The organism is Saccharopolyspora sp. NPDC003752, assembly GCF_053605825.1.
Genome location: NZ_JBSGJZ010000001.1, coordinates 159,821 through 176,692, shown reverse-complemented (window position 1 = coordinate 176,692; position 16,872 = coordinate 159,821). Strand labels below are relative to the sequence as shown.

General features: G+C 68.5%; 18 protein-coding genes. 6 read left to right on the top strand and 12 right to left on the bottom strand.

What is annotated here, in order from left to right:
• Positions 1 to 830: 830 nt before the first annotated feature.
• The 4 genes from ACWEV3_RS00845 to ACWEV3_RS00830 all read left to right on the top strand — a co-directional run bounded on the left by ACWEV3_RS00845 (position 831) and on the right by ACWEV3_RS00830 (position 4,447).
• Complete coding sequence (locus ACWEV3_RS00845; RefSeq protein WP_452612228.1) at positions 831 to 2,516, top strand: WXG100 family type VII secretion target; 1,686 nt, start codon at positions 831 to 833, stop codon at positions 2,514 to 2,516.
• A 14-nt stretch (positions 2,517 to 2,530) separates the two neighbouring features.
• Positions 2,531 to 3,277 (top strand): hypothetical protein, encoded by a 747-nt coding sequence (locus ACWEV3_RS00840; protein ID WP_452611879.1) that lies wholly within the window; start codon positions 2,531 to 2,533, stop codon positions 3,275 to 3,277.
• Positions 3,270 to 3,983, top strand: a complete 714-nt coding sequence (locus tag ACWEV3_RS00835) for a hypothetical protein (protein ID WP_452611878.1) — start codon at positions 3,270 to 3,272, stop codon at positions 3,981 to 3,983. Before ACWEV3_RS00840 ends, ACWEV3_RS00835 begins: the two co-directional genes overlap by 8 nt.
• Before the next feature lie 239 nt (positions 3,984 to 4,222).
• Positions 4,223 to 4,447 (top strand): BTAD domain-containing putative transcriptional regulator, encoded by a 225-nt coding sequence (locus ACWEV3_RS00830; protein WP_452611877.1) that lies wholly within the window; start codon positions 4,223 to 4,225, stop codon positions 4,445 to 4,447.
• A 65-nt stretch (positions 4,448 to 4,512) separates the two neighbouring features.
• Here the strand turns inward: ACWEV3_RS00830 and ACWEV3_RS00825 are convergent, their stop codons facing one another.
• The 6 genes from ACWEV3_RS00825 to ACWEV3_RS00800 all read right to left on the bottom strand — a co-directional run bounded on the left by ACWEV3_RS00825 (position 4,513) and on the right by ACWEV3_RS00800 (position 8,879).
• On the bottom strand, positions 4,513 to 5,328 hold the full coding sequence (locus ACWEV3_RS00825) for an ESX secretion-associated protein EspG (protein WP_452611876.1): 816 nt from the start codon (positions 5,326 to 5,328) through the stop codon (positions 4,513 to 4,515).
• A gap of 15 nt (positions 5,329 to 5,343) precedes the next feature.
• A complete protein-coding gene (locus ACWEV3_RS00820) occupies positions 5,344 to 6,711 on the bottom strand; it encodes a hypothetical protein (protein ID WP_452611875.1) in 1,368 nt (455 codons plus the stop codon).
• A gap of 21 nt (positions 6,712 to 6,732) precedes the next feature.
• Complete coding sequence (locus tag ACWEV3_RS00815; RefSeq protein ID WP_452611874.1) at positions 6,733 to 7,278, bottom strand: DUF3558 family protein; 546 nt, start codon at positions 7,276 to 7,278, stop codon at positions 6,733 to 6,735.
• Positions 7,279 to 7,291: 13 nt separating this feature from the next.
• Positions 7,292 to 7,690: a hypothetical protein gene (locus tag ACWEV3_RS00810; protein WP_452611873.1), complete on the bottom strand. Its 399-nt coding sequence runs from the start codon at positions 7,688 to 7,690 to the stop codon at positions 7,292 to 7,294.
• 136 nt (positions 7,691 to 7,826) lie between these two features.
• Positions 7,827 to 7,961, bottom strand: a complete 135-nt coding sequence (locus ACWEV3_RS00805) for a DUF397 domain-containing protein (RefSeq protein WP_452611872.1) — start codon at positions 7,959 to 7,961, stop codon at positions 7,827 to 7,829.
• 57 nt (positions 7,962 to 8,018) lie between these two features.
• A complete protein-coding gene (locus ACWEV3_RS00800; RefSeq protein WP_452611871.1) occupies positions 8,019 to 8,879 on the bottom strand; it encodes a helix-turn-helix domain-containing protein in 861 nt (286 codons plus the stop codon).
• Between the two features lie 137 nt (positions 8,880 to 9,016).
• Between ACWEV3_RS00800 and ACWEV3_RS00795 the strand changes: the two genes are divergently transcribed.
• Both ACWEV3_RS00795 and ACWEV3_RS00790 read left to right on the top strand, forming a co-directional pair.
• On the top strand, positions 9,017 to 9,229 hold the full coding sequence (locus ACWEV3_RS00795; protein ID WP_452611870.1) for a zinc finger protein: 213 nt from the start codon (positions 9,017 to 9,019) through the stop codon (positions 9,227 to 9,229).
• 37 nt (positions 9,230 to 9,266) lie between these two features.
• On the top strand, positions 9,267 to 9,548 hold the full coding sequence (locus ACWEV3_RS00790; protein ID WP_452611869.1) for a hypothetical protein: 282 nt from the start codon (positions 9,267 to 9,269) through the stop codon (positions 9,546 to 9,548).
• Between the two features lie 167 nt (positions 9,549 to 9,715).
• On the opposite strand, the gene ACWEV3_RS00785 is transcribed toward ACWEV3_RS00790, so the two are convergent.
• The 6 genes from ACWEV3_RS00785 to ACWEV3_RS00760 are packed head-to-tail and all read right to left on the bottom strand — an operon-like array spanning position 9,716 to position 16,771.
• Positions 9,716 to 10,792: an NAD(P)-dependent oxidoreductase gene (locus tag ACWEV3_RS00785; RefSeq protein WP_452611868.1), complete on the bottom strand. Its 1,077-nt coding sequence runs from the start codon at positions 10,790 to 10,792 to the stop codon at positions 9,716 to 9,718.
• Entirely contained in the window at positions 10,789 to 12,015 is a 1,227-nt protein-coding gene (locus ACWEV3_RS00780) for an adenosylhomocysteinase (protein ID WP_452611867.1), read from the bottom strand. Before ACWEV3_RS00780 ends, ACWEV3_RS00785 begins: the two co-directional genes overlap by 4 nt.
• Complete coding sequence (locus ACWEV3_RS00775; RefSeq protein ID WP_452611866.1) at positions 11,994 to 12,713, bottom strand: HAD family hydrolase; 720 nt, start codon at positions 12,711 to 12,713, stop codon at positions 11,994 to 11,996. Before ACWEV3_RS00775 ends, ACWEV3_RS00780 begins: the two co-directional genes overlap by 22 nt.
• A 34-nt stretch (positions 12,714 to 12,747) precedes the next feature.
• Positions 12,748 to 13,467 (bottom strand): histidine phosphatase family protein, encoded by a 720-nt coding sequence (locus ACWEV3_RS00770; protein ID WP_452611865.1) that lies wholly within the window; start codon positions 13,465 to 13,467, stop codon positions 12,748 to 12,750.
• A gap of 23 nt (positions 13,468 to 13,490) precedes the next feature.
• Complete coding sequence (locus tag ACWEV3_RS00765; RefSeq protein ID WP_452611864.1) at positions 13,491 to 15,965, bottom strand: adenosylhomocysteinase; 2,475 nt, start codon at positions 15,963 to 15,965, stop codon at positions 13,491 to 13,493.
• Positions 15,962 to 16,771 carry an S-methyl-5'-thioadenosine phosphorylase gene (locus ACWEV3_RS00760; protein WP_207954813.1) on the bottom strand — a complete coding sequence of 270 codons (810 nt, stop codon included), beginning with the start codon at positions 16,769 to 16,771 and terminating at the stop codon, positions 15,962 to 15,964. Before ACWEV3_RS00760 ends, ACWEV3_RS00765 begins: the two co-directional genes overlap by 4 nt.
• Between the last annotated feature and the right edge of the window lie 101 nt (positions 16,772 to 16,872).

The window sequence follows — 16,872 nt, the reverse complement described above, 5'->3', positions numbered from 1 at the left end:
GTGTGATGGCCCAGGCTGTTTAGTCTGTGGGCATCACGGGCGATTGAATGATCAGATTGACCTGGGTCCGGTGCATTCTGGTGGGTCCGGTGGAGCACAGCGGGCGCAGTATAGGTTCGCTGAGATTTCTCGGTGCACGTCACCGTCGTCGGGCAGACTAATTGCGTGCGGCGCCGATCCGAAGGTAGACCCGGGATTCTTGCGGTTGGGGCGTCAAGATCACCAGCGATGGTCCATTTACGGTCCATAAACGTGGCCGAACCAGGCCGAATCATGCCGATTCAGGGCGTGAACGATTGCAAACATCCCAGCTAGATCGACCGACGGCGACTGAGAATCAGACTGGCCAGTTAACCGAAGGGTTACTGGTTCGAGTCCAGTCGGAGGAGCGCAAACCCCAGGCCGGTGGCCTGGGGTTCTTCTTTTGGGTTGATCTGTTTTCGAAGAGTGCGGATCCGCGGCGCCTTGCCTCTGGGGTGGAAGCTGGGCGCATCGACCATTGATCGTCGTGGTTTCCGGCCGGCGCAGCCCGCGCGCCGAACGAAAGAGTCGCGCATGGGCGGTGCATTGTGTCACAAGGATGTTTTCCTCCGAAGCCGCCTGGTTCGCCCCTCTGTATCGATAGCATCACTGTCCGCAATGGGGGCGGAAGAGGTATGGGGGAGGATCGTGGCACAGCCATCGGACCGCATCTCGTGGATGGTGCGGAGGCTCGAAGGGCGGGCCGTGCAAGCGGTTCGGCGCGTGGAAAGGACAATTCCGGCGCCCTGCGGCGGGCGGTCCGCTCTGACGATTGCGGCGACTCGTACTTGCGGTGATGCGGCGTGACGATGAAGGTGGCGCCGGATGCGCTTTCGGCGCACAGCACGGGATCGGCAGGTGTAGCGCAGCACCTCGACCAGCTTTCCGCAGTGCTCGAGCAGGCCCGGGTCAGCGACGACTGCTTCGGGCCCATCGGGGAGTTCCTCGCTTCTGCTTACTTCGAATCGCTGGCGGAGTGCCGTGACCTGGCGAAGCAGGCCGGTGCCTTCATGCAGCACATTTCGGAAGCAGTGGGCGAATCCGCGAAGGACTACGCGGAGACCGACCGAGGCGAGGCCGACAACTTAGGCAAGATCGATATAGCCGGAATGGCGGCATCCGGCGCGGGACCCGCCACGTTGGCAGGTGTCAACAGCGCCGGTGGTCCGCAGCGGAGCTTCATGGCTCAGACAGCCGGGTACGGCATGTCCACCGTCTCGGCCGGCCAGGATCTGGCCAAGGCGGACAACCCGCCCGACATCGCAATTGCGACGGTCAACGCCCGCATGGAGCAGCTGCAGCTGGTCACCAGCCCAGGCCAGTCGTTCATCGACAACGGTCTCGGATTCCTGATCTCGCTGGTGATCAGCCCGCTCGTCGAGTTCGTCCTGGAACCGGCTATCGGTGACCCCGAGCAGATGCGCAGTACGGGAAAGGGCTGGGAGCAGGTCGCCGAGTGGTTGGAGAAGCTGGGCGAGCAGGAGAAGCAGCGCGCCGACGCGACCCGGCCCGTTTGGGAAGGCCAGGCCGGGGACGCGTTCCGCAAGCAGCTTCACGAGTTCACCGATGGCACGAAAGCGTTCGCCACCGACGTGCGCGGGCTCAAGCAGATGCTGGATCTCGCTGCGGACCTGTTCGACGCGTTCGTCGAGATGGTCATCGACATCATCCAGGAACTGGTCATCGGCCTGATCATCGAGTGGATCGCCGCGCTGGCCGCATCGTGGATCACGGCGGGCGCTTCCGTCGGTGCGGCCTCCGGGCTGACCGCCTCCCAGGTCGCGATCACCGGAACTCGGTTGGGCACCAAGGTCGCGAACCTGGTGCACAAGCTGAAGCCACTTGTCACCAAGCTGGAAGACCTGCTCCAGATGTTGCGAAAAGGCCCGCTCCGCAAGGTCGTGGAGAAGATGGACGGCCTGCGCAACGGCAACAAGCTCGAGCAATGGGCAGCGCGCAAGATCGACGCCAACCCGTTGGCGAAGACGCTCACCCGTGGAGATACGGGCGACCTCCGTGATGCTCAGAAGGCTCTGAAACAGGCGGAAGAGGCGGTCCAGCGCGGTGAACCCGGCGCTCAGACTGCGTTGAACAGGGCGCGGCAAGCAGTCGACGAAGCGCGGGAGAACGCGTCGATGGCCTCCACCACCGGGAACCGCTTTTCGCACCAGGCGGTCCGCAGCGAGGACGGTACGGTGGTTGCGCAAACCGACCGCCACGGCAACCTGAAGACCACCTTGAGCGGTGACTTGAAGCCGGAATTGGAGAGCGCCACGGGCGAGCGAGCGCTGGCGGCGAATGTCGTGCAGGCCGGGCTGGGGACGCTTGGCTTGGGTGGTGAAGCGCGGTGGCAGGACGCTGTCATCCATCAGGGCAGTCAGGCCGTGTTCCAGGAAGGTGTTGAGCAGGGCGTCAAGTACGGATACGACAAGGCAGTGGACCCGTCGAGCGATGAAGACCGCAAGGCGGCGGAAGAACGCGGCTTCCAGGTCTGAGGAGACGATGAATCGTGACGGTGTCGGGCAAGCTCGGAGCGGCGCTCGTAGCCCGGCAGTGGTGGTGCCAGGCAGGTGAGCCGATCCTGTGGGCCGTGTGGCAGGTCGGTGAGACCTATCGAGTGGCGGGGTGCGACGAGAACGGGTTCCCGAAGAAGACCACCGGTAGCAGGTTCGCCCGTGCGGCCGGGCGGGCGGTGGCTTCCGCCGGCGACGCTGCGGTCACAGGTCTTCTGACCGCTGCGTTCGGCGGCACTGACGACCGGGGACCGCGAAGCACCAAGCGTTCACCGGATCTCACCGTTGTCGGGTCGATGCCGGATTGTTCGGCGATGCGCCTCATCCGTTCTGAATCACCGGAGCGAGGTGGAACGTACCGGCAGTTGTGGGTCCTGACACCTACGCGGCTGGGCGTGCTCGTACCCGTCGTGGAGCCGAAGGATGAAGGGGCTTCGGACGGAATCCGCCAGCTCAGCCGGGGCTGGGGAGACGTGGGCCGCGCGTTGGTGGGGAGAGCCCCTGAGGAGTTCGGGAAGAACAAACCTGGCGAGCCGCTGCGGGGCGAGGAGGTGCTCGCCTGGTTCGAACTGTCCCGGAGCGACGTCGCCGGCTGCCGGCTGGCTGGGGACACCAGGTACCCGGGCCAGGTCCGGCACTGCGCTCTCCTGCTGCCTGACGGGTCTGGCTTCGTGCTGAACGCGAACTCGGCGCTGGGCGCACGTGCCATGGTCGATGCGACGAACGGCGGGAATCGTGGCTGATCTGACGCTTCAGGACCAGCAACTGTTGCGCGAGAAGTGGAAGCCGCTTCTGGAACAGCATTGGGTGGCCGAGCGCGAGTCCGTCCTGTGGATCCAGCTTCCGTCCCAGGGGTACGTGGGATCGGTAGTGGCTCAGCGGGTCAACGTCCCGCACGCCCCGATGTCCGCGGTCAGGAGGTCTTTGGTCGGAGCGCCGAACTGGCCCCTCCCGAGCGAGCTAGTCACCAGCGGCGCGTTCCTGGCCGATGAGTGGGCGGATGACCCCTCGATCATGTGGTGGGTTCTCTCCGCCGCGCCGGAGCTCGACGCCGCGCTGTTCGGCGACCACATTGCGAACGTTCCTGGTGAGGCGTTCGTAGTCCTCACCACGCACCGGCTGGCCGTCGTGGTGGCGGGGAAGCAGCTCGCAGCGGCAGAGCCGGAAGCGCACTCCGCCGGAGGATTCTTCGATCGGGCCAGGGCGGTTGTTCACCAGGTGCAGCGCGCGGCCGAAGGCATCTCGTCGCAGTCCGGAGACGCGCCGGTCTCCTACTTCGAGGTCCCTTTGGCGCGGATCGCTCGGATGCACGCCGTTCGCCTGGGCCGCAGCATCCCGAACTCGGGGTTCTTGCGGATGGACTTCGCGGACGGCTCCACCCTGTTCGTCCGCTCCGGTGATGCTGATGCTCAAAAGGCCGCGTTCGAGCAGTTCTTGTCGAGCCGCTGATCGCTTCGCGACCGCTGTCCGGTTTCCCGCACGCCTTCGACTGTCGGCCGATGGCGTCAGGGCGTGTTGCGTAGACTATTCTGTTGTCTATTCCTTTTGGGGCTTCTTCTGGGGTTTGGGTTCTTGCTTTGAAGCCTCTGGCCGTCAGGGTTTTCAGGATTTTGTCTAGTGCGGACCTTGTTTCGTGGACCTCTATTGCTAGTTGCTTGATGCGGGGCCAGTCCTCTTCCGCTCCCTCTATGTCCATCTTGATCAGGTCTATCCGCGCGTTGCTGATGATCGCGCTCCACCGGTCGGGCGCGTTGCCCCGGGCGCTGCAGGTGTTCGAGGACCTGAGCCGGGCGCTGGGTGGCGAACCGTCGGCCTGCCTGCAGCGGCTCCGGCAGGAATTGCTCGAGGATCCGGCGAGAATCGAGGTGTCGACGTACTTCCCGGTCGAGTGCGGACTCCCACAGACGGTTTGAAGTGATCAGGGTGCTCGTGAGCGGTTGGTCCGGTTCTTACCGGAACAATCACTCAGGAGCTCTTTTCAGCCGGCGGCGCGGACTTCGGCGATCCGGTTTTCCAGGGCTGCGCCGAGTTCTGCCGGGCCCAGTGGGGCGAGGACGAGTTCTGGGCCGACGCCGGGGCGTTGCTGTTGGGTCAGGCCGTAGCGGCCGTCCGGTTCGAAGGCGTCGAACCACTTCAGCACTTGGGAGCGGTACGTGCGGCCCAGCCGGTCGCGGAGGTTCGCGGTGAACTGGCCGTCCCGGAGGTGGTTTTCCTCGGTCATCGCGCGCAGCGTCGTGGCCGCCGGGGCGGCTCGCTTCGGACCGGCGGACTGCATCATGTCGACGTTCTCGAAGCTTTCGTCGGCGTTGTCGCGCGGCGCGAGATCTGCGACCGGGACCGCCAGGCGCGGACGCTTTCCGGGCGGCGACGGCGGCATGCCCTGGACCGCTGCGGCGCCGGCAGTGGTCCGCGGATGCACGGAGATTCGCAGGTCGCCGCCGTGTTGCTCGGTTTCGCCCGGGTCCTGGACGAGCAGCACTGCGCCTTCTTCGGTGGCCACCGCCAGCAGCCGGGCCGGGGATTCGGTGGTGTCGTCGGGCATCCAGAGCCCTTCGATCCACAGGCCCGGCTTGGCGAGCTGGGCGAGCACCTGAGCGAAGCGCGGGGCGAGGCCCTCACCGGCGAGCAGGCCGGCGGCCTGCAGCTCGGGCAGCGCTCGTTGGCGGAGCACGGCGCGCTCTTCGAGCGTCGCGCCGTGCGAGCGCACCGCGATTGGGAACGGGTATTCGTCGAATCTCCCGATTTCCCAGCACAGGTCGAACCACAGCGGTGGCAGCAGCCATCGCTCTGACACGCGTTACCCCCAGTGTTATTCGCCGAAGACGGGCGGCGCCGTCCTGGGCATGTTGTCGAGCCAGATGTCGTCTTGTTCTTCGAGCCAGCTCGGCCGATCGTGTTCCTGGTCCTCGCTGCCTTTGCCGCGTTGACCGGCACCTGCGCCCGCTCCGCCACCGGCCGCGCCGCGACCACCGGCGGCACCGGCAGCACCCGCGCCAGCGCCCAGTCCGCCGACACCGGCGCGGCCACCCGCGCCCATGCCGGGACCGCCGACACCAGCCCGGCCACCTGCGCCCAAGCCTCCTGCACCGCGCCCGCCTGCGCCCATGCCACCGGCACCGCGACCGCCTAGGCCAGGGCCGCCCGCGCCACCGCCGGGCGGCATGGCGCCGATGAAACCGCCGCCGGGCGGTTGCGCACCGGGCGGAGTGGGCGCCAGGCCAGGGCCGGGCATCGTCGGGGTGGGCGGATTCGCCCACTGGGAGCCGCTTTGCGCGGGCGGGCGGTAGCCGTCACCGATGCCGCGCGGGTCCATGTTGGACGGTCCGGGGACGTTCGGGATGTTCGGCGTGCTGCCGATTCCCGTGTTGGTGCGGCCGGTGCTGGTCGGGGTGTTGCTGGAGATGCCCTGGGTGTCGCGGCCCTGGTCGGGCGGCGGGGGAGGGTTCAGCGGGTCGACCGGCGGCGGGAACGTCGGGGTGCTGGAGTCCACGGCGGTATAACCGGGCGTGTAGACGCTCTGCACGATCTGCCGAGCCTGCTTGTTGGCTTCCTCACGCTCGCGCATCTGCGCGCCAGCATCCATGATGCCGCCCGCCGGCGTGATCATGGATGCTATCGCGGTGCGGGTGCCGTTGTAGTCCTCGGGCGGCTGCAGCTGCGACTTGGTCTGCCCGGCGGCGACCCCGGCTTCCTGGATCTTCAGGCCGGTCCCGCGCACGGAGTCGCCGAACTGCTGCCCCCAGTCCTGCAACGGCTTCGCCGCGTTCAGCCCGGCCTCGGCGGCCTGGCCCTGCATCCCGTCACCAGCGGCCTGGCGGGCCCTGGAATCCAGGTCGGCGAAGATCTCGGCGATCTGCTCGCCGAGCGTCACCCAGGCACGACCGGACGCGTTGATCTGGTCGACCTGCAACGACGGCTTGAGCTGGTTGGCCAGCCGCGCCTGATCCCAGTCGTTCCAGTTGTCGTGCTGACTGATCGACGCCGGGTCGTTGCCCTGGATCTGCAGGCCCTGCTGCTGAGCGAGGTCCTGGCGTTGCTTCTGCCCAACAGCCGTCGAGAGTTGCTGGCGCATCCGCTGTGCCTGCTCGGCCCGCGTCTCGCCGCCGGTCATCCCGGCCCACAGATCGGAGGCGGAGCCCCCTAACTCCCTGGCCCCATCGGTGAACCAGTTCCCCATGCCGTTCCCCCTCGCCAGGCCCTACTTCGGCAACTTCGGCTCAACGACCCGCGCGATCTCCAACGCCTTCGCGCAGGTGGCGTCGTCGCTCTGGATCTTGTCGGCGTCGTACTTGATCGCCACCGACACGGAGCCGCCGCCAGCGGCCATGATCTGCCGACACAAGCCTTGGCCCACGGAACCGCTCGTCACAGCCTTGATACCGTCGTGGGAGCCGACCTTGTTCGGCTCAAAGATGCCGAAATTGTCACGCCGGCTTTGCCAGTAGGCCAGGTCGCTGTCGTCGGCCTTGTAGATGGTCAGCAGGAAGTCACCAGCGTTGAAATCGCAGCCGGGTTCGCCGATGCCTTGATCGACAACCTCTCCAGATCCGGTCACGCCGAAGGTCTTCAGCTCGTCCAGCGGAACTACCGTGCATGGATCGACCCTTGCCAAGGCGGGCGGCTTGGCGGACTGCGACTGCTCGGTCGTTGACGGACTGTTGCTACCGCCTGGCCCGCCGCATCCAGCGAGGAGAAGACCAGCAGCAACCAACGCGCCTGTCATGGCGATTCGTGTCGTACGCATACTCACCATCAGATCAGATGTTTCGTGCCAAGTTGCGAGCGTGCTCGTCGTCCGTGTTCTGCATGTCGCGAGCCGAGTCCCGATATGCCTGCGCCATGTTCCGGAGGATCTTCTCAACTTTGGTGACGATGGCGACAAGGCCCACGTCAGGCGCATTCACCTTCTCGTTGAACTTTCTCTCCAGATCGCGACCGATGAAACAATTGCCGAACGCGTTGTTCGCCACCAGCTGATCCGTCCGCGCGATCTTCGCAGCGAGCTTCTCGGCCTTCTCCTCGTAGACCTTGGCAACCGCCTCGGCCGCCTTCGGGTCCATGACGAGCTGGCCGCTGTCGACTGCCGCGCGTAGGCCTTGGGCCTGGCCCATCAGCGCGCTTGCCCCGGCGGCTAAGCCTTCCATCCCCGTGGTCAACGCAGCTCCCCTCCACGTTCGTGACCACTACTGCTCACACTGTGGTGTGATCACGAACGCAGAGAGTACAAGAGCTAGCTCCAGGTCAGAGCACCAATCGTGAAACGCCCTCCACGAACCGCCCGGACGGCCCAATTCACCAGCGGCGATCCCGTAACCCTGAGACGAACGCCACCCACTGCCGCCGGGGGAACACCAGCATGGCCCCGTCCCGGTCCTTGGTGTCCCGAACCCCGACGATGCCGGGGCCACCGCCTACCTCAACGCACATCCCACCCTGCCCGTTGCTGCGACTGGAGGTACGCCAGCGTGCGATGGCATCCATTGGTCACCTCATCGAATCGACCGCCCTCAAGGCTGCGTTGAGCAGCTTCCGAGATTCTCTCGCATCTAGGGCTGTCGCTCGAAGGTGATCGAATGCGGTGCTGAACCGTGCGACCTCGTCTGGTTCCTCGACATAGAGGCTGCCAGCGACGTTGTCGACGAAGACGACACTCGGGATCGGTTCGGGAAAGTGGAGCTGGCCGAACGGGGAACCGCTGGCGGCGTGGGCTCCGGCCCGCAGCGGCAGGATCTGCAGGACGATGTTCGGCATGTCCATCGAGTCCAGAAGATGGCGTAGTTGGGCGCGACGGGTTGCCGGAGTCCCGGTGCCGCGCAGGAGAGCGGACTCATCGATGATCGCCCAGAGCGACAGCTCCCCGGCATGCAAGCGTTCTTGTCTCCGCATCCGCAGTTCCGTCCGCGCCTGGATGGTTTGCTTGTCCTCCTGCGGTGCGGTCGTTTCCATCAAGGCGAGCGCGTAGTCCTCTGTTTGAAGCAAGCCGGGGATCAAGTCGATCTCGAAGTAGTGGGCGTGGGTCGCCTCGGACTCCAACTCGACGTAGTCGGCGAAACTCGTGGGCATGGCCTCGTCGTAGGCGTCCCACCAACCGCGCCGCCGTGCGTCGCGAGCTGTCTGCGTCAGCCACTCGGCTACCTCGGGTTCGGCTCGGTAGAGATCGCACAGCACGCGGACGTCCGATACGGAAACGCCGATGTTCGCGGTCTCTACTTTGGACACCTTCGACCGCGACCAGTCCATCTCCTGCATGACTTGCTCGGGAGTCACTCCTGCTTGCTCGCGAAGGCTCCGCAACGTGGCCGCGAGGCGGCGCTTGCGAACTGTCGGCAAAGAGCGCTTGGCCATGCGCACACCGTATCCGATCACCCGATACGGGCTGATTGGAAAATTTTCCAATCAGATAAGTTGCCTGTCGATCTCGATGCTGACACTCTCTGTGTTGTCAAGGAAACGAAGAGTAGTGATGAGCTGGGGAGTGCCCGATGACCGATTACTTGACCTACGTTTGGCGCCCGGTCCCGGGAGGACGCCACGCTTTCCGCATCGCTGCAACGAAATTGCCAGCGGGTGAGCGGGTGGTGGCGTTCTGCGGAGCGGAGGCGGACGCGGTGGAACTGCACGACCGCTCCGAAGTGGACTGGATTCGCGAGGACACCTGCATGCGCTGCTGGCACATCCTCGCCGCCCGCCCCTGACACGCCACGCCTCAAGCCACGAAAGGAACCCAGATTCATGTTCTGGATCCAGCTCAGCACGTTCGTCCTGTTCAACCTGTTGATCCTGGCGATGCTCGCCAGCCAGCTGCCTGCGCGGGCCATCGTGTTCTCGGCAGGGCAGCATGCCGGAGGTGGCGAAGGTGCTTACACGGTTTGGCACCTCATAGCGGACATCGACGCCGAAACCCGCGCAGAAGAAGAACAGCACGGCCCGGAGCACGAACATCCCCGCATACCAACGGGATTCCCCACCACCGACCCCGACGAGCCCACCGGGCGGCACCACCTGCGCGCCTGAATGCTCGTGAGTGTTCTGGCCCTGACCAACGCTCACGAGACCCGAGCCGGGCCGGTGCGGTGACCTCCCCGACCCCCACCCACACCGGCTCACCCCGGTGACCGGGCGCGACCTCCCCCCGACCCACGCGCCCGGTCACCGACCAATTCCCGTGTCGTTTCCCGTTCTCAGAGCCTTCGCGTTTCCGCCAGTCTCATCAGCTTCATCGCCGCTACGCGGTCTCCCAGCGCTCGCGGCAGTTCGTGCCGGCCCGGGTCGTGCCCCTCGGCTAGGAGGTGGTCCGCGCCCAGGAGCGCCAGCGCGACCTGGAGTTCGGTGACCTCCGTCGTCTGCTCCCCGACACCAGGCGGTCCCGTGCCGTCTCCTGCGAAGTAGATCCGGGTTCCCCTGCCCAGCTCGTATTCCGTGAGGCCCGGGCGGATGTGCGCGCGCGTCGCGCAGACCCCGTCCAGGCCGTGCACTATCTGCTCGGCGAGTCGCGGATCCACCACCGCTGCCAGGGAACCGTCCGGCAGCGAGGTGATGTCCGCCAGCGACGGCCGGCCGGTGAAGATCACCACCGAGGATTCGGTGACCGCCGCGTCACGGGAGCGGACCTCGTGGCCCTGGAAGTGGGCGCCGAGCGCTTCGACCGGATCGGGCTCCACGACCACCACCCGCATCCCCATCGCCGTGCAGTAGCCCGCCACCATGCGGCCCACCGCGCCGAACCCGACCACCGCGACGCGCCGGCCCGCCGGCTGCAGGTCGGCGCACGCCATGACCTGCCACAGGGCCCGCTGCCGCGCCTCCGCGAGGTGGAGCAGCGCGAACATCCGCGGCGGGTGGGCTTCGAGCACCGGGACTTCCAGCTGGATGTCCAACGGTGCCGAATCGGTCCGGTTGACCACCCCGAGCAGCGCACCGGTGACGTCCGGCGCGGCGCGGTGCGCGATCCGGGTCAGGAAGCCGTCGTGGTCGAACAGCAGGTCCGGTGCGAACCCCCGCAGCAGCGCCTCCGCTTCGGCCTGCCCCAGCAGGTTCTCGTCGTCGCCGGCCGCGGTGCTGCGGTGGGCGAGGTGCACCTCGCAGCCCAGCTCGCCCAGCGCCCTCGCGAGAACGAGGTCGGCACCGCCGGGATCGACCAGCACGAGGGCCTTGCGGTCGTGCATCGGCACGCCGCCCCACAGCGCGAGCAGTTCGCGCAGCGCGGGCATCTGCTCGATCCGCCAGTCGGGGTGGACCGCCATCGCCGTGTCGGTCATCGCAGCGTCACCGCCTCCGCATCGCCGGGCATCGCGATGCCGAGGCTCGCGAGGCGCGCGCGGGCGATGGCGTCGTCGACTTCGGGCGGCAGCGAATGCACGCCCGGCGGGATCTCGCCCCTGGCGAGCAGCCGCGCGCCCAGCGCCTGCACCGCGAACGTCAGGTCGATGACCTCGATCTGGTTGCCCGCCCCGCCGCTGATGTTCACCAAGGCCCCCTCGCAGAGCACGTTGATCCGCTTCGCCCCCAGCCGGTAGCAGGTGAGGTGCTCCGACACCGGCTCGCCGACCGCGCCCGCCGCGGCGAGACCGGGCAGGTCGATCTCGAAGTCGCTGTGCCCGGCGTTGGCCAGCACGACCCCGTCGTCGAGCAGGTCGAAGTCCGCGCCCGCGAGCACGTGCTCCACGCCGGTGGCCGTGATCACCAGGTCCGCGCCCGGCAGGCAGGTGGCGTGGTCGCCGACGGCCATGCCGTCCATGTGCGCTTCCAGCGCGCTCACCGGATCGATCTCGATGACCGACACGGCCGCGCCCAGCGCCCGGGCGTAGATCGCCAGGCCCCGGCCCACCCAGCCGTAGCCGATGATCGCGATCCGCTTGCCGGTCAAGAGCATCCCGGTGAGCCGGGAGATCGCCAGCAGGGTGGTCTGGCCCGTGGAATGGCGGTTGTCGAAGAGGTGCTTGCAGCGCGCTTCGTCGACGGTCAGCGAAGGCGGGAGCCGGACGGTGCCCGCCTCCGCCAGCTCGCGCATCCGCACGGTTCCGGTCGTGGTCTTCTCGCAGATTCCCCGCACCTTGGCGAGCTTCTCCGGCTGGTGCTCCGCCATCAGCACCACGAGTTCGACGCCGTCGTCGAGGATGAGGTCCGGTTCCGAGTCGCCGATGGACAGCAGGCCCGCGCGCCAGTCCTCGACCGGCTCGCCGCGCCGCCCCACGGTCTCGATCCCGCGCCGTCGGAGGTGCTCCACGACGTCGTCCCGGGTGGTGCGCGGGTTGCTGCCGCCCACCACGACCTCGGCCCCGGCGTCCTGCAGGACGGTCGCCAGGAATCCCGTCTTCGGGTCGAGGTGCAGGGCGACCGCCACCCGCAGGCCCTGGAAGGAGCCGTCGCCAACCAGCCCCCGGACGTAGGAGTCCAGCAGCGGGGAGTTCCGCTGGATCCACGCCATCTCGCCGGCGACGCCGCCGGAATCGGGAACGGTCACGGTGTCGTGGTGGTCCACGTCGGCCTCCCGGTGTCTTGGTCCGGCTGTCGGTTGCCCAGCAGCGCGGTCACGGCGTCGTGCAGGTTTTCGGCGATCGGCACGTCCAGCGCCTCGAAGTGCTCCCGGGAGTGGAGCGCGTCTCGGCCCGCGTGGTACAGCACGCAGTGCGCGCCGCATTCCCGCGCGGCCAGCGCGTCGTCCACGCTGTCGCCGACGAGGAGCACGCGCTCCGGGCGCGCACCGATCTCGGCCAGGTGCCGCCGGAGGTGCGGGGCCTTCTTCGCGGCCTCGTCGGTGCGCAGCCCGTCGATCCGGCGGAAGAACGCGGTGATCTCCGCGGTCTCCACCAGCGGCAGCAGTTTTTCGTGCGGGTACATCGAAAGCAGCGATTGGGCGAAGCCCGCGTCGGCGCACTGCCGCAGGACGTCGCGGGCCTGCGGGTGCAGGCCGACGTTCTGGCGGTAGCGGACGTAGGTCTCCTGGAACGCCTGGGCCAGCCACTGCTGCTCGTCGTCGCTGAGATCGCGCTCGGCGAGCCGGTCGTAGAACAGCGGGATGGGCTGGGTGTGGTGCTCCTGGTACCGGGCTCGCGTGACGGCCGGTAGCCCCGCCCGGGCGAAGATGTCGATCGTCGCGTCGATCAGCGCGGCGGTGTCGGCGAATAGCGTGCCGTTCCAGTCCCACACGATGTGGTCGATCTCGGCGAAGCGCGTCAAGTCGTTCTCCTTTCCACGCGCGGCATCGGAGGAATCAGCGGACGTGTTCTGGCGCGGGGTGTTCACGGGGAGAGCTACTACCAGAAGGTGCCGGTCCCGGGCCGGATCCGTCCGGATTCCTACGCCATTCGGGTGGGAGGTGGGACACGTCGCCCAGCCCGCGCAGCCGCACGTGGTCCCGGTCGAAGGTGAGCTCGGTGACCGAGCCGACCGGTGCCGCGGCCAGGTCGCGGTAACGGGACAGCGGGATGCCCAGCAGGAAGCAGGCGGCCAGCCGGACCGGGGCCTTGTGGGTCACCACGGCCACCTCGCGGCTCCGTTCGAGCGCGTCGCGGACGGCCGCGACTACTCGCGCCGCCACCTCCAGGCCGGATTCGCCGCCCGGCGGGCAGTGCAGCGCCGGATTGCGCTTCCAGGATTCGTAGCGCTCGTCGCCGTGCAGCTCGGACGGTTTCTTGCTCTCCCAAGCGCCGAAGGACAATTCGCGCAGTCGATCGTCCACTTCGTACTTTCCCGTGCCGCGCGTCAGCCGCTCGGCGGTCGCCCTGGCCCGGGTGGCGGGGCTGCTCAGGACGAGGTCGATGCCGTCGAGCGCGGGATGACCGGCCAGGTGCCGCGCCATGGTCTCGCCGGTGGCGGTCAGCGTCGCGTCGTGCGCGCCGCAGAACCTGCCCTCGACGGTGCATTGCGTCTGGGCGTGCCGGATGAGCAGGAGGCGGCCGGGAGCGGGCGGCGAAGTGCGTTGGGGGATCATGGTTTCTTCCGCATCGGTAGGGGTCATCGGGGCGGGTTGTCGCCGCGCAGGCGAAGCCGCATCGCCGAGGCGATCGCCGACAGGGCGTAGTTCCCGGACTGGCCGGGCATCGCGCCGACGGACGGGCGTGCGGCCGCCGACTCGCGCAGCGCCTCGCAGGTCGTGTGGAGCTGCGTGGCGAACGAGATGTCCTGCGCCGCGTACGGGGTCGGTTCGCCGTGCGGGTGCGACAACTCCTTGTCGGGCAAGGCGATCCGGATGACGCGCTCGTGCGTCAGGTGCGCCACCCGCAGGCCGGCCACCCCGGTCCGCCACTTCGCTGCGGTCCGGTGCAGCGCGCCGGCGTCGACCTCCTGGGCGACCGAGGCGACCACCAGCGCCCCGGTGCGCATCTTCGCCAGGTGCGCCTCGCGGAGCGTGTCGGCGCGACCGGTGGTGGTGCAGATGATGTCGGCGATCCCGGCGGCCTCCTCCAGCGGGAGCACGTCGAAGCCGTCGAGGACCGCCATCAGCGCCCTGGTCGGCCGGACCTCGGTCACCACCACCCGCGCGCCGATCCCGCCGGCCCGGGCCGCGACCCGGGAACCCACGGCGCCGTAGCCGGCGACCGCCACCACCTGTCCGGCGATGGGCTCGCCGCCGACCACGCCGATGACGTCGATCAGCCCTTTCGCGTGCGAGTCGGAGGCGACCACCTCGGCCGTCGACCGGTCCGCGGTGATCACCGGGAAGCGCAGGTAGGGCCGCTTCTTGATCAGCTGCGCGCCGCGGGTGGTCCGCTCGACGGCGAACTGCGGCCCGGGGAACTCGGCGAACTCGTCGTGCATGGCGGTGGTCAGCACCGCGTCGTCGTCGAGCAGCGCCGTCGGCCCTTCCCGCCACGCCGCCAGCGAGCTCCGGATCGCCGACCGCACACCGCCGGGCCCGGTCGGATCGTGCACCACGCAACCGGATTCGCGCAGGTGGTCGGCGACGTCCCGGTCGAAGTGCCGGGCGCTCGTCGCGCACCACACGACGCTCGCGCCCATCGCCCGGGCGGTGTGCGCGGCGACCGCCGAACCGGCCGTCACCAGGCCCGCGATCAGCAGGCGCCGGCCCGCCAGCGGCTTCGACGAGCTGAAGTCCCGGCGCAGCGCGGCGAGCGCCGGCATCGAGCCCTCCGCGAGGTCGAGCCGGGCGAACGCCGTCGTGCCACCGATGTAGCCGCCGCGCGAGCTGCCGCTCTGGTGGTCCAGCGGCGAGCGCAGGGCCGACCCGTACGGCGGGCGCGGCCGCGCGGCGACCTCGGCGTCCCAGCCGACGCCGAGGTGGCGGAGCTTCCGGCGCGCCACCTCCTCGTCCTGCTCCTGGTCGACCTCGTGCACGCCGGGTGCGAGGTCGCCGGCGTTGGCGGCCAGGTGCAGCACCGCGAGCGCCTGGTTGGTGAAGGTCAGGTCCATCGCCTCGCTCGGGTTGCCCTCGGCGGCGTCGAGGTTGACCAACCCGCCGCCGGAGAGCAGGTCCACGTGCCTGCCGTTGGTGAGGAAGTGCCGCTGGACGTGCGGTCCGACGTCCGCCACGTAGTCGGTTCGCCTCGCCAGGTCCGCCAGGTTGATCTCGACGACCGAGTGGCCGGTGTTGCACAGGATCGCGCCGGCGGGCAGCAGGTCGAGGTGTTCGCCGGTGACGACGTCGGGCTGGCCGGTCGCGGTGCACACCAGGTCGGCGGACCGGGCGGCCACGGCCATCGGCTGCACGTCGAAGCCGTCGAGCCGGGCCCGGATCGCGGTCAGCTCGCTGCGGCAGGTGATCGTCACGCGGGCGCCCATGCCGCGGGCGCGTCGCGCCAGCCCGCGTCCGACGTGCCCGTACCCGCACACCACGAACCGCTTCCCGGCGAGGAAGGTGCCGGTCGCGCGCAGGATTCCGTCCAGTGTGGACTGACCGGTGCCGTGGGTGTTGTCCACCTCCCACTTGGTCACGACATCGTTGACCAGCACCACCGGGAAGGTCAGCCGCGGGCGCAGCTCCTCGCGCAGGAGCTGGCTTCCCTCGGAGGTCTTCTCGGTCGCGGCGACCAGGTTCGGGAACGCCTCGGGGTCCTGCACGATGCCCCGCAGCATCGACCCGCCGCTGTCGAGCGCCAGGGTGGGGCCGCCGTCGAACGCCCGGGCGCATTCGACGACGGCCTCCTGCACCGCCTCCGGGGTCATCCCGCGGCGGCCGAACACCCGCACCCCCGTCTTCGCGAGGGCCGCGGCCACGTCGTCCTGGGTGGAGACCTCGTTCCCGCCGGTCCAGGCGACCTCCGCGCCGGCCGCGGCGAGGAGCTCGACCAGCACGCCGGTCTGCTTGGTGAGGTGCGCGCATCCGCTGATCCGGTGCCCGCGCAGCGGCTGGGAGGTGCGCAGATCGGCTTGCAGCCCGTCGAGCACGGGCATCTGCGAGCGCGCCGCGCGCAGCGCCTCCTCGCCCTGCGCGACGAGCTCGGCATCGGTCGGCGATACCGCCCAGGTCATACGATCGCTCCGTCCAGCGCGTGCCTGCACGCGCAGTCGACGTCCTCCGGCAGGGCGCCCACGAGGCCGCGGACCATGTCCAGGACGTGCTCGGAGTTGGCGTTGAACGCCTTGAGCACGCCCGCGTGCGAGACGACGTCGGACTCCTCGTCGCCGGCCACTTCCTTGGCGGCGACGTCGTAGTCGGTGATGTAGGAGACGTTGGAGTAGCAGAGCTCCAGCTCGCGGGCCAGCACGACCTCCGGGAACTGGGTCATGTTCACGAGGTGCCAGCCCTGGCCGCTGAACCACTTGCTCTCGGCCGCGGTGGAGAACCGCGGCCCCTGGATCACCACCACCGTCCCGTTGCGGTGCACCCGGGTGCCCAGCCCGGTGAGGGTTTCGTAGGCCAGGCCGCGCATCCGCTCGCAGTACGGGTAGGCGGAGCTGATGTGCGCGGAGGTGTCGCCGCCGCTGAAGTAGCTGTCCGGCCGGCCCCAGGTGCGGTCGACGAACTGGTCGACCAGCACGAAGTCGCCCTTGCGGTACTCGCGCTGCAGGCTGCCGACGGTGTTGAAGGCGACGACCTGGCGGACGCCGAGCTGCTTGAGCGCCCACAGGTTGGCGCGGTACGGCAGCTCGGAGGGCAGGAAGTCGTGGTTGCGGCCGTGCCGGGGGAGGAACGCCACGCGCCGCCCGGCGACCTCGGCGATGCTGATCGGCGCGCTCGGCTTGCCGTAGGGCGTGTCGACTTCGACGTCCGTGCTGTCGTCCAGGAACCGGTAGAAGCCGGTTCCACCGATGAGGGCGATCGATGCGTTTTCCATGATGTGTCTCCTCACAGAGGCTGTTTTGGAAGTGGCACGGTCGGGTGTGGTAGGGCGGGTTTGTTCTTTGAAGCGGCGAAGCCGCTTAGCCCACGTACGCA

What these genes read in the sequence shown, in the direction of transcription:
- ACWEV3_RS00845 (WP_452612228.1), top strand. Translation starts at nt 831, where the DNA reads ATGAAGGTGGCGCCGGATGCGCTTTCGGCGCACAGCACGGGATCGGCA.
- ACWEV3_RS00805 (WP_452611872.1), bottom strand. Translation starts at nt 7,961, where the DNA reads ATGTGCGTTGAGGTAGGCGGTGGCCCCGGCATCGTCGGGGTTCGGGAC.
- ACWEV3_RS00770 (WP_452611865.1), bottom strand. Translation starts at nt 13,467, where the DNA reads ATGATCCCCCAACGCACTTCGCCGCCCGCTCCCGGCCGCCTCCTGCTC.
- ACWEV3_RS00830 (WP_452611877.1), top strand. Translation starts at nt 4,223, where the DNA reads ATGTCCATCTTGATCAGGTCTATCCGCGCGTTGCTGATGATCGCGCTC.
- ACWEV3_RS00760 (WP_207954813.1), bottom strand. Translation starts at nt 16,771, where the DNA reads ATGGAAAACGCATCGATCGCCCTCATCGGTGGAACCGGCTTCTACCGG.
- ACWEV3_RS00790 (WP_452611869.1), top strand. Translation starts at nt 9,267, where the DNA reads ATGTTCTGGATCCAGCTCAGCACGTTCGTCCTGTTCAACCTGTTGATC.
- ACWEV3_RS00765 (WP_452611864.1), bottom strand. Translation starts at nt 15,965, where the DNA reads ATGACCTGGGCGGTATCGCCGACCGATGCCGAGCTCGTCGCGCAGGGC.
- ACWEV3_RS00815 (WP_452611874.1), bottom strand. Translation starts at nt 7,278, where the DNA reads ATGCGTACGACACGAATCGCCATGACAGGCGCGTTGGTTGCTGCTGGT.
- ACWEV3_RS00785 (WP_452611868.1), bottom strand. Translation starts at nt 10,792, where the DNA reads ATGACCGACACGGCGATGGCGGTCCACCCCGACTGGCGGATCGAGCAG.
- ACWEV3_RS00820 (WP_452611875.1), bottom strand. Translation starts at nt 6,711, where the DNA reads ATGGGGAACTGGTTCACCGATGGGGCCAGGGAGTTAGGGGGCTCCGCC.
- ACWEV3_RS00800 (WP_452611871.1), bottom strand. Translation starts at nt 8,879, where the DNA reads ATGGCCAAGCGCTCTTTGCCGACAGTTCGCAAGCGCCGCCTCGCGGCC.
- ACWEV3_RS00795 (WP_452611870.1), top strand. Translation starts at nt 9,017, where the DNA reads ATGACCGATTACTTGACCTACGTTTGGCGCCCGGTCCCGGGAGGACGC.